The sequence below is a fragment of the Streptomyces sp. AC627_RSS907 genome (assembly GCF_019049165.1).
This window is the reverse complement of record NZ_JAGMUE010000270.1, coordinates 1-674: the sequence shown is the minus strand read 5'-3', so window position 1 is coordinate 674 and position 674 is coordinate 1. Positions and strand designations below refer to the sequence as shown.

The 674-nt window shown below is 70.8% G+C and carries 1 protein-coding gene; it reads right to left on the bottom strand.

Annotation, left to right across the window (positions count from 1 at the left end):
* On the bottom strand, positions 1-674 hold a 674-nt coding region (locus tag KUM32_RS33225), incomplete at both ends, for a penicillin-binding transpeptidase domain-containing protein (protein ID WP_254406489.1).

Sequence of the window (674 nt, the reverse complement as noted above, 5' to 3'; positions counted from 1 at the left end):
GTGTTGGGCGCCCTCCACGACGCAGGCGATGGCGATCTCGTCGTCGTAGGCGACCAGCCAGCCGTTGTTCGGGCCCTCCTCGGTGACCTCGGCCGTACCGGTCTTGGCCCCGACCTCGCCGGGCAGGTCGGCCAGCACCTTCGCCGTCCCGTCGGTCACCGTGTCCCGCATCAGGGAGCGCAGCGTGCGCACCACGTCGGACGGCAGCTCCTCGGTGCGCGGGCCCTCGCCCTCGCGCGCGGTGCCGCCCTCGCGTACCAGCAGCGGCATCCGGAACGTCCCGGAGGCGGCGGTGGCCGTCGCCGAGGCCATCACCAGCGGGTTCGCCCGCAGCTTGCCCTGCCCGAACAGCGCGGCCGACTTCTCCGTCTCGTCCCCGGGCACCGGCACCTCGCCGTCGAAGGACGGCGCGCCGGTGTACCACTCCTGGCCGATGCCGAAGTACGTGGACGAGAACTCCGTCAGCTCCCGGTCCCCGAGCTTGTCCCGCAGGCTCACGAAGGCCGTGTTGCACGAGTGGATGAAGTCCTCGCGGAAGGTGGCCCCACGGATCTCGGACGTCTCCACGTTGTGGAACTGCTTGCCGACCGTCAGGTACTTCGGGCAGTCCACGACGTCGTTCGGCGCCACCGCCCCCTTGTTCAGCAGCGCCGCCGAGGTGATCACCTTCATGG